Source organism: Nostoc sp. NMS2 (assembly GCF_017115105.1).
GTDB lineage: Bacteria > Cyanobacteriota > Cyanobacteriia > Cyanobacteriales > Nostocaceae > Nostoc.
In genome coordinates this window covers 22,434-31,774 of the sequence record NZ_JABXKH010000151.1, presented here as the reverse complement: position 1 = coordinate 31,774, position 9,341 = coordinate 22,434, and the positions used below count along the sequence as shown (strand labels likewise).

Annotated in this window: 12 protein-coding genes and 1 riboswitch; of the genes, 7 read left to right on the top strand and 5 right to left on the bottom strand. The window is 41.8% G+C overall.

Features of this window, described 5'->3' with window-relative positions:
* Nucleotides 1–199: 199 nt before the first annotated feature.
* The 3 genes from HWQ36_RS27605 to HWQ36_RS27595 all read right to left on the bottom strand — a co-directional run bounded on the left by HWQ36_RS27605 (nt 200) and on the right by HWQ36_RS27595 (nt 2,904).
* Nucleotides 200–439, bottom strand: coding sequence for a hypothetical protein (locus HWQ36_RS27605; RefSeq protein ID WP_292708790.1), 240 nt, complete (start codon nt 437–439; stop codon nt 200–202).
* Nucleotides 440–512: 73 nt separating this feature from the next.
* Nucleotides 513–1,004, bottom strand: a complete 492-nt coding sequence (bcp, locus tag HWQ36_RS27600; RefSeq protein ID WP_292708789.1) for a thioredoxin-dependent thiol peroxidase — start codon at nt 1,002–1,004, stop codon at nt 513–515.
* Nucleotides 1,005–1,149: 145 nt separating this feature from the next.
* A complete protein-coding gene (locus tag HWQ36_RS27595) occupies nt 1,150–2,904 on the bottom strand; it encodes a serine/threonine-protein kinase (protein ID WP_292708788.1) in 1,755 nt (584 codons plus the stop codon).
* 188 nt (nt 2,905–3,092) lie between these two features.
* Here HWQ36_RS27595 and HWQ36_RS27590 point away from each other — a divergent pair, with 188 nt between their 5' ends.
* Nucleotides 3,093–3,995, top strand: coding sequence for an FAD-binding domain-containing protein (locus HWQ36_RS27590; RefSeq protein ID WP_292708787.1), 903 nt, complete (start codon nt 3,093–3,095; stop codon nt 3,993–3,995).
* Between the two features lie 55 nt (nt 3,996–4,050).
* Nucleotides 4,051–4,467 carry a hypothetical protein gene (locus HWQ36_RS27585; RefSeq protein WP_292708786.1) on the top strand — a complete coding sequence of 139 codons (417 nt, stop codon included), beginning with the start codon at nt 4,051–4,053 and terminating at the stop codon, nt 4,465–4,467.
* 131 nt (nt 4,468–4,598) lie between these two features.
* Here the strand turns inward: HWQ36_RS27585 and HWQ36_RS27580 are convergent, their stop codons facing one another.
* Nucleotides 4,599–4,934, bottom strand: a complete 336-nt coding sequence (locus HWQ36_RS27580; protein ID WP_292708785.1) for a XisI protein — start codon at nt 4,932–4,934, stop codon at nt 4,599–4,601.
* Nucleotides 4,922–5,338, bottom strand: a complete 417-nt coding sequence (locus tag HWQ36_RS27575) for a XisH family protein (RefSeq protein WP_292708784.1) — start codon at nt 5,336–5,338, stop codon at nt 4,922–4,924. The genes HWQ36_RS27580 and HWQ36_RS27575 overlap by 13 nt, the downstream gene beginning before the upstream one ends.
* Nucleotides 5,339–5,496: 158 nt before the next feature.
* Nucleotides 5,497–5,629, top strand: a riboswitch (cobalamin riboswitch).
* Here HWQ36_RS27575 and cobG point away from each other — a divergent pair.
* From cobG to HWQ36_RS27550, 5 genes are all read left to right on the top strand, one after another.
* Nucleotides 5,589–7,172: a precorrin-3B synthase gene (gene cobG / locus HWQ36_RS27570; RefSeq protein ID WP_366829808.1), complete on the top strand. Its 1,584-nt coding sequence runs from the start codon at nt 5,589–5,591 to the stop codon at nt 7,170–7,172. It overlaps the preceding riboswitch by 41 nt.
* A gap of 76 nt (nt 7,173–7,248) precedes the next feature.
* On the top strand, nt 7,249–7,875 hold the full coding sequence (locus HWQ36_RS27565) for a precorrin-8X methylmutase (RefSeq protein ID WP_292708783.1): 627 nt from the start codon (nt 7,249–7,251) through the stop codon (nt 7,873–7,875).
* 2 nt (nt 7,876–7,877) lie between these two features.
* Nucleotides 7,878–8,582 (top strand): precorrin-2 C(20)-methyltransferase, encoded by a 705-nt coding sequence (locus HWQ36_RS27560; RefSeq protein ID WP_292708782.1) that lies wholly within the window; start codon nt 7,878–7,880, stop codon nt 8,580–8,582.
* A 160-nt stretch (nt 8,583–8,742) separates the two neighbouring features.
* Complete coding sequence (locus HWQ36_RS27555; RefSeq protein WP_292708781.1) at nt 8,743–9,027, top strand: type II toxin-antitoxin system HicA family toxin; 285 nt, start codon at nt 8,743–8,745, stop codon at nt 9,025–9,027.
* Nucleotides 9,017–9,337: a type II toxin-antitoxin system HicB family antitoxin gene (locus tag HWQ36_RS27550; protein ID WP_292708780.1), complete on the top strand. Its 321-nt coding sequence runs from the start codon at nt 9,017–9,019 to the stop codon at nt 9,335–9,337. Before HWQ36_RS27555 ends, HWQ36_RS27550 begins: the two co-directional genes overlap by 11 nt.
* Nucleotides 9,338–9,341: the final 4 nt, after the last annotated feature.

The window sequence follows — 9,341 nt, the reverse complement described above, 5'->3', positions numbered from 1 at the left end:
GTTTCTGTTTTGGCTGCGGCTCTCCCAAACTCAGACCCTCTGCCATAATCCCTCTGTCAATAGGGTTTGAGACGCGCTAACCCTGTCCATCATATAGATTATCTAGATGTAGTAATACTCTAGAATATTGCAGAAAACTCAAAAATTCTCCTGGTTTAATCTCAGTACTAGAAATTAGGGAAATGGGTTCTGGCATCACTTATATCAACTTTTGAACTTGCTTCAACTTTCGAGCAGTTTGGGTTGTTACTTCGATGATAGCGTTACTGGTTTCCACATCGATTTCACCAACTTCGCCATTTAGACCCACTGTTTTATTGAAACCAACTAAATCAAACCCTGCCTGGATGATAGCATTAGCTACTTTGCCTTCCAGAACTTTTTGAGGATTGACTGAGTTCAGTGCATCGGCGATCGCTTGCTCAAATAAGCTGCTCACATCATGCTTTATTACTATATGATTGACGTAGCATTGCTGTAACTATACCTGCATCCAATCGTGTTTACCTGACTCATTTGGGACTTTGCGTTGCTGCTAATTCCCGTAATTTAGTTAAAACTGCTTGTGCATGACCTTTGCTTTTCACATTCGGCCAAGCATAGACAATAATTTTATCAGGTGAAATGAGAAAGCTTGACCGAGCAACACCCATATATTCTTTGCCCATAAACTTCTTTAAGCGCCAACCGCCGTATGCTTCTGTCAAAATATGTTCTGGGTCACTCAACAGGGTGATTGACAAGTTATGTTTGCTGATAAATTTACAATGGGATTTACCCGAATCTGGACTCACGCCTAAGATTTTTGCTCCCAGTGTGCTGAATTCTTGATACAATTCGGTGAAATCTGTCGCTTCGGTGGTACAGCCTGGTGTGTCATCTTTGGGGTAGAAGTAGAGGACAACCCACTGACTACTGAGGTCGTCGAGAGTGACTGAATTGCCATTTTGGTCAGGAATGGAGAAATCTGGCGCTGGTTGTCCGAATTGGGGAATGTTGCTCATGATGGGGGTATGAGAGATTGTGTAGGTATAGCCCGTTGTAGATAAAATTGTACATAAATTAGGCTATGGTTTTTCCCATTAGCGGTACTGTGCTTGTATATTATTCCTACACTTGAGCAAAAAATACAATACTTTATACAACAAGCTAACGCTTGAATAAAAAGGTTTGAATACTTACTTCAAAAATTGGTAAATTCTGTTCAAATTCATCTTTACGGGCAGAAAAAAGTACAGTCCAAAGAGTACCGCTATCTTTAATTATATATTTTATTTGTCCGCTATTTTTACCTAATTGTATGATTCTTCCTACATAGTAATCTTCAATTTTATATGTCTTTTTATCTAGTAAAATAAACCCATTTTCAACAGATTCATTCAGTAGATTTTTAAAATTAGTACCAGGGTAAATTTGTTCATTTATTATCATAACAATAGAGCCAAGAGAAATAGAATTAGCAGTTTTAGTGTCAAAAGCCCAAATGGAAAATGCCGAAGGATTTTGTTTGACTATTTGAGCAAAGTTCTCAAGGTCTGGATTATGACTTCCTAAACTCGTTCTTAATTCGTCTAATTTCTCGCTTAAATCTCCACCTTCCCAACTTGGAGGCAACCACAATTCTGCACCACCACCCTCAAACTTCTTCCAACCAGATGGAACACCTTGGGGTATATTTTCTTCGGAAATAGAAGGTTGTTGACTAGTGGAATCAGTATTTGCTTGCTCAGAATTACTTGCTTGTAGTTCAGTTGGTGTTGAAGTCACAACTGGCTGAATTGGATGAGATTGAAAAGGTCTATGAATTATCCAACTACCGAATTTAATTAAAAAAAGTATAGCGAAAGCAATTGCTGTACCTGTGGATTTTGCAGTCTTACTAGAGAATATATTGGTTTCAGTTTTTGGCGATTGAATTTGAGTATTTGCTGAGGTTTTAAATTGCCTACTTTGTTTAGGCTTTTCTATTTCTGTAGGTGGTAATTGTGATGCTGAAGAAGAAGGTGAATATGACTGTACAGTTGAATTAATTTCTGATAGACACCTCACAATCATTTGGGCATTTTGAGGACGCTTGCCAGGAAATGCTTCCATCAGGTAATCAATCAAACCAGCTACCTGCTTAGATGTTTGTAAGGCACTGTCTCGCCACATTAACTTACCAGTTCGCGGGTCTTCAGAAAATTGGTCTGGAGATTTGCCAGTAAGTAAATAAACAAATGTGCGACCGAGGGCGAAAAAGTCTGATTGTGGTACGGCTTTACCATTGGCTTGTTCTAGTGGTGTATAGCCTGGTGAAAAAATCCCTGTTATATTCTGCCCTGCTGCTTTTTGATGATAGGTTGATGTAACTTCTCTTGCTGTACCAAAGTCTATCAAAGCCAGATGTCCATCTGCTTTGAGCATAATATTTGCTGGCTTGACATCTCGATGAAAAAAGTTCTGTTGATGCACCTCATGCAAAATATTTGCCAACTGAGTTAGCCATAAAAGTGCTAACTTTTCATCAATTGGGCGATTACCGCGTTGTTCCATATATTGGTACAAATCCAAACCCTCGATTTTCTCCATTACCAAGCAATGCAGTGGCGCTTGGCTATTTTTGTGAGAGAAGGTAAAGTATCCATCTCCCTTTGGAATTCCGGGATGATTCAGATGGCTTAGGACTTGTGCCTCTTGCTGAAACAGCGATACTGCCTTGGCATCATCTAGCATCAGAACTTTTAATACTTTGAGGGTGTTAGCGTGGTTGACTTCAAATGTCTTGGCAAAACCACCAGCACCTAATTGGCGAGTCACTCGATACCGTCCTTCCAAGAGCAATTCTGAGCCACAGGCTTGACAAAACAGTATATTTTCAGAATTTTGGGGTCTTGGGCAGTGGGGATTAATGCAGAGGGTCATGGTGTTTTTTACAACACAGTTTGCCCTGACAGTCTAGCCTTACTGCGATATTCACGTCACCAGTAAAAATTAGGACAATAAGCTATGCCTGCGGCAACCCCTGCGGTGTACGCTTGTGTTTATGCGCCATAATAATGACTTAACCTACAGGTATTTTTGTTTATTTATTCCCACCCTTCAAAGTTCACATGTCTAAAGATATGCAACGCGAATTTACCAACCGCGATGATTTGGTAGCCTACCTCCGCGAACAATTCCCAGGTGCAGCAGAACGCGATAACCACATCAGCGAAACTCTGGGGGGACGCAAAGCAGCACAAGAAGCGCTGCAAAAAATCGATGCAGTAAGCTACGCGCAAACACGTAATTTTTTCACAGGCGCTGTGACGCGACTTTCGCCGTATATCCGTTATGGCGTTTTGAGTTTGCGAGAAATTCGAGATTATGTCCTTGAAGGGGTACTACACCAAGGCGATGCGACGAAACTAATTAACGAGTTAGGCTGGCGCGACTATTGGCAACGGTTGTATGTGAAGTTAGGGGATGGAATCTGGAAAGACCAGGAAGAGTACAAAACTGGTTACACTGTGGCTGAATATGCACCTGAATTGCCCCAAGATATCAGACAAGGAATCACAGGTATGGTTTGTATCGACAGCTTTAGCCGTGATTTAAAAGAAACTGGCTATTTACATAACCACGCCCGGATGTGGCTAGCGGCTTACATTGTCCATTGGCGGCGAATTCGTTGGCAAGCAGGAGCGAAGTGGTTTCTCGAACACCTTTTAGATGGAGATCCTGCTAGTAATAATATGTCATGGCAGTGGGTTGCTAGCACCTTTAGTCATAAACCATATTTTTTCAACCGTGAAAACTTAGAACGCTACACTGAAGGTATTTATTGCCAGAAATGTCCGCTTTACGGTCATTGTGATTTTGAAGGCAGCTATGAAGAATTAGAACAGCGACTTTTTTCTAAAGGGGAATTTAGCAAACAAGCCAATAGCCAAAGTTGGCAGCGTGAGAAGAAAGGGAAGGGGAGCAGGGGGAGCAGGGGGAGTAGGGGAGGACAAGGGGGACAAGAGGGATAAGGGGGATAAGGAAGAGAATAATAACTCTTGACAAATGACAAATGACAAATGACAAATGACTAAACCAATTGTTTGGGTACATGGAGATTGCCTCAGTCCATACAACCCCGGATTGCAAAAATACCCTGATGCGCCAGCTATCTGGGTTTGGGATGAGGCTTTGATAGAGGAATGGCAACTGAGTCTTAAACGCCTCACGTTTATTTACGAATGCTTGCTAGAGTTACCTGTTGTTATCCGTCGTGGCGATATGGGACAAGAAATTTTAGCTTTTGCTCAAGAACATGATGCAAATTTAGTAGTCACAGCCAATAGTCCCAGTCCCCGGTTTAATGATATATGCAATCAAATGGAGGGTTCTATAGCAGTCCAAGTGCTGGAGGTGGAACCATTTTTTGACTATGATGGCTATATTGACTTAAAGCGGTTTTCGCGCTATTGGAAGGTCGCTCAAGATTATGTTTTTGAGTAAAATTGTCATGGTTTGCGATCGCTAAAAGCTTAGATTCTCAACTTCTCTTAAAAGTTGGGGATTTTTGGCACATCCTACAAGAAATATTGGGATATTTTATACTTGGAAATACCCTGAATGACATAGCTTTTTTAACCCACACCAAACCCCGTGTATTGCCTTACCAACGGTTCATGAAATGCCAAAACAATATCTTCCTTTGGAATTCCTAACTTTACTAAGTCATTGGCAATACCAATCTCAGTACCGTCGTATTGTATCCAAATCTTCCCATCTTTAATATCTAGATGCAAAACACACCCATATTGCCGTCGTCGCCTCTTCCAGCCTACGTATACTAATTGATAGTGATCGTTAATAGGATCAAAAATAACTTGTTTTTCTATTTCACTCTTTGACGAACCTCGACTAGCATAAGCTGCCAGTAATTGTTGAATATAAGCTCGATATTGTTCTAATTTTTCCATTCTACAATCACCTCATTCACAGGATCATAAACGATTAGCTTTAGCTGAGAGCGTTGAATAACAATTTGAATAAATTGCAATGCAAAGAAGCTACTATAAGTTCCTAAAGGAACAGCTAAGTATAAAACTCGTTCTGGTTCTTGAATCTCTAGAGCAATTTTATAGTTGAAACATTGACCTAATGCTGTATGAAATTCGTAAATATTTGATGCACCAAGAAAACTCTTAATCTCAACCGCTATTTTCTCTCCGGCTCTCTCAGCTGCTAATATCAGTTCTGCACCCAAATCAATGTACATTTCAACCCCACCGACTTCAATTTCTAGAGGATCATCTGTAATCACCCAACCTTCTTTTTCTAGTCCTTTTCTAACAGCATCATGAAAAATATCTTTTGCAGCCATTCAAATATAACTTTCTTAATTATGTAGATGAATGAAGTGCGGTTTCCCGCAGGGTATTACGAATTGGTATTGCTTCTAAATATAGCACTGGATATAAAAAGTCAAAGCCCTTGCGATTGATTGACTTTCTGCAATCCGTTAAAAATATGAAGTATTAAATTTTCTGACTACCTTCTCGTGCTAAATTATTAAAGCTTGGAGTTGGGAAACTCCGGTGAAATTCCGGGACTGTGCCGCAGCTGTGATGGGATTGCCTAAGTCAGAATGCCAACCTCAAGATGTCAGAGAAGACACGCTCACTCACCGTCTACTCCCTGCGTCGCACGGGGAAGGAGTTCCAAATTTGCTTTCTGGAGTTGCCACTTGTCCTGGCTTATTTTACGCTACACCCGCCGCCGATGGTATATTATCTCGCATTAGAATACCAGGTGGAATTATTAGTAGTCAGCAATGCCGTGCGATCGCAGATATAGCACATCAGCACGGTGGTGGCTATGTAGATGTGACTAATCGAGCTAACCTACAAGTCCGCGAAATCCGCACGGGGATCAATGCTGAAGTTCTGAAACACCTACAGCTTATGGGATTAGGTTCTCCCAATTCTGTTGTAGACCATATCCGTAACATTATGACCAGCCCAACTGCTGGTATCGACCCGCAAGAATTAATCGACACTCGCCCTTTTGTCCAAGGTTGGGATAATTATATTGCTACACATCCAGCCCTTTCGGGACTGTCGGCAAAATTTAGCGTTTGCTTTGATGGTGGTGGGATAATTCGGGTGTGCGATCGCCTAAATGATATCCTATTTGCTGCTGTCTTAGTCGATGCTGATGTTTACTTCCGCCTCTATCTCAGTGTCGGCGCAAAGGGTCAACCGCCTAGCGATACGGGAATTTTGTTAACACCAGAGCAATGTTTACCTGTCTTAGCAGCTTTAACAGAAGTCTATCTAGCTCATAGTAATACTACAAATAATCGTCGGCTACGTCTCTTAGAGTTATTGAATACTTTGGGTTGTGAAAATTATCTCCAAAAAGTTCAGCAGCGTCTACCTTTCCCTCTTTTCTACAGTTACCTAACCCCCCAACCCCCTTCCCTAATAGGGAAGGGGGAGGAATTCTCCCCTCTCCTTGTAGGAGAGGGGTTGGGGGAGAGGTCAAATCCTAAGTATCAGCATATTGGCATTCATCCCCAACGTCAGCAAGGCTTATTTTACATTGGTGTCGTCTTGCCTTTAGGACGATTAGAAAGTAGGCAGATGAAGGGTTTGGCAGATTTAGCCGCAAAATATGGTAGTGGCACTCTTCGGTTAACCCCTTGGCAAAATTTGCTGATAACAGATATTCCTCAGCAATGGGTTGGTGATGTCCAAAGTGAAATTGCTTTTTTAGGATTAGATACCTCAGCAACTAACATCAAAAGTGCATTAGTTGCCTGTTCTGGAAACAGAGGTTGTGCCTCTTCTGCTACGGACACTAAAAGTCATGCGTTGGCATTAGCAGAGTATCTTGAAACTCGCGTTACTCTAGATTGCCCAGTTAATATTCACTTCACTGGCTGCGAAAAATCCTGCGCCCAACATAGCAAAAGTGATATTACTCTGCTTGGTGTCAGCATTGAGGATGACAGTGGAACTCTAGAAGGTTATCACGTTTATGTTGGTGACAGCAAAGAGAAATTTGGACGAGAAATATATCAATATGTGACTTTTGCTGAACTACCTGCATTAATAGAGCGGATGCTAGATGTATATAAAATTCAACGCTTGAATCTGAATGAATCCTTTAGAGAATTTAGCGATCGCACATCGATCGCTCAATTACAACTCTGATTCAATAAACACTTAGATTCTTTTCCGCCTGCTGAACAGGTCAATCCAAAATCCAAAATCCAAAATCCAAAATTGAATGCCCGACTACATCCGAGATGCCAACGAAATTTACCGTAATTCTTTTGCAATCATCCGGTCAGAAGCGAATCTAGATGTGCTGCCGCCAGATGTAGCAAAAATTGCTGTGCGTCTCATCCATGCATGTGGAATGACGGATATTGTGACTGACTTGGGATATTCATTAACAGCAGTGCAATCTGCAAGGGCAGCACTAGCAGAGGGAGCGCCAATTTTATGCGATTGCCGGATGGTTGCTGATGGCGTTACTAGGCGACGGTTATCTGCAAGCAATCAAGTTATCTGTACCCTCAACGAGCCGGAAGTGCCAGAAATTGCCCAGCGTCTGGGTACTACAAGGTCGGCAGCAGCCCTGGAATTATGGCGATCGCACCTGGAAGGATCGGTAATTGCAATTGGCAATGCGCCCACAGCACTATTTCGACTCTTAGAAATGCTCGACGAGGGAGCTAACAAACCTGCAATTATCTTAGGCTTTCCAGTTGGATTTGTCGGTGCAGCCGAATCGAAAGCAGCATTGGCAGCAGATAGCAGGAATGTACCATTTTTAACATTACATGGTCGGCGCGGTGGCAGTGCGATCGCAGCCGCAGCAGTTAACGCCCTGGCAACGGAGGAAGAATGAATATGACAACCAAAGGTCGTCTCTATGGAATTGGTGTTGGCCCTGGCGATCCAGAACTATTAACTCTAAAAGCATTGCGGCTATTACGTGCGGCTCCTGTGGTAGCTTATCAATCAGCAACAGGTAAAGAGAGTATTGCTAGAGCGATCGTCGCACAATATCTTCCTGGCAATCAAATCGAGGTGTTATTTCATCTCCCCCGCGCTTTGGAGCCAGAAAAGGCCAAGTCTATTTATGATAAAGAAATTGAACCAATCGCCGACCATTTGGCAGCCGGTCGAGATGTGGTGGTGCTATGCGAGGGAGATCCATTTTTCTATGGTTCCTTCATGTACCTGTTCACGCGGTTATGTGATCAGTACCAAACAGAAGTCGTCCCTGGAGTTTCTTCGCTGATGGCTTGTCCAGTAGCCTTGGGTGTACCTTTCACCTACTACACTGATATTCTCACCGTACTACCTGCTCCATTGCCCGCAGAAGAACTGACCACACATCTATTGATGACTGATGCAGCAGCAATTATGAAGCTAGGTCGTCACTTTACCAAAGTACGGGATATCCTGCATAAATTAGGGCTAGCATCACGAGCCAGATATATTGAGCGGGCATCAACCTCACAGCAACGCATCATACCTCTGGATGAAGTTGAGCCAGATAAAGTACCCTATTTTTCGATGATTGTGATTCCAACTAAGAATCGGCTATAAACCTTTTTCGGAAATCATTAGGACTCCTATTTGATTTTTGAACAAAACTTAGTACATCTTTATTTTTTCTTCCCTATTCCCTATTCCCCGTTCCCTTTTTCTACGAGTGATTCAGGAATCAAATCGGATTGCTATAGTATCAGTACATGATACTATTAAAATGGAACTTAACAGTAAACACCAAAAAACTCTTGATGCCCTTTTTCAAAACCCCATCAGATCAAATATTTTCTGGAGTGATATAGAGTCTTTGTTAGTTGCTCTTGGTGCAGAGGTATCAGAAGGAAAAGGGTCAAGAGTCAGATTTGCTCTTAATGATATAAGAGCTACATTTCACAGACCACACTCTGAAAAAGAAACTGACAAAGGTGCTGTTAAGTCGATGCGACGGTTCTTGACAGAAGCGGGGATTAAAGAAGCGGGGACTGAAAACGATGAAATATAAAGGATATGAAGCATCTGTAGAATTTGATGCTGAGGCAGACATTTTTCACGGTGAAGTAATTAATATTCGAGATGTGATTACTTTTCAAGGTAGTAGCGTAGAGGAACTAAAACAAGCTTTTTCTGATTCAGTGGATGATTATTTAGATTTTTGTAGAGAACGTGGGGAGGATGCCGATAAGCCATTCTCAGGTAAATTCATGGTGAGAATTGACCCTGATTTACACAAAAAAATTGTAGTTAAAGCAAAGAAAGAGGGACAAAGCCTTAACTCTTTGGTCGAAAAAAGCTTGCGCCTGTACGCTAGTTAAGTTA

Coding starts and splice junctions, on each gene's coding strand:
- bcp (WP_292708789.1), bottom strand. CDS start 1,004: ATGAGCAACATTCCCCAATTCGGACAACCAGCGCCAGATTTCTCCATT.
- HWQ36_RS27550 (WP_292708780.1), top strand. CDS start 9,017: ATGAAATATAAAGGATATGAAGCATCTGTAGAATTTGATGCTGAGGCA.
- HWQ36_RS27565 (WP_292708783.1), top strand. CDS start 7,249: ATGCCCGACTACATCCGAGATGCCAACGAAATTTACCGTAATTCTTTT.
- HWQ36_RS27555 (WP_292708781.1), top strand. CDS start 8,743: ATGGAACTTAACAGTAAACACCAAAAAACTCTTGATGCCCTTTTTCAA.
- HWQ36_RS27595 (WP_292708788.1), bottom strand. CDS start 2,904: ATGACCCTCTGCATTAATCCCCACTGCCCAAGACCCCAAAATTCTGAA.
- HWQ36_RS27560 (WP_292708782.1), top strand. CDS start 7,878: ATGACAACCAAAGGTCGTCTCTATGGAATTGGTGTTGGCCCTGGCGAT.
- HWQ36_RS27590 (WP_292708787.1), top strand. CDS start 3,093: ATGTCTAAAGATATGCAACGCGAATTTACCAACCGCGATGATTTGGTA.
- HWQ36_RS27585 (WP_292708786.1), top strand. CDS start 4,051: ATGACTAAACCAATTGTTTGGGTACATGGAGATTGCCTCAGTCCATAC.
- HWQ36_RS27575 (WP_292708784.1), bottom strand. CDS start 5,338: ATGGCTGCAAAAGATATTTTTCATGATGCTGTTAGAAAAGGACTAGAA.
- HWQ36_RS27580 (WP_292708785.1), bottom strand. CDS start 4,934: ATGGAAAAATTAGAACAATATCGAGCTTATATTCAACAATTACTGGCA.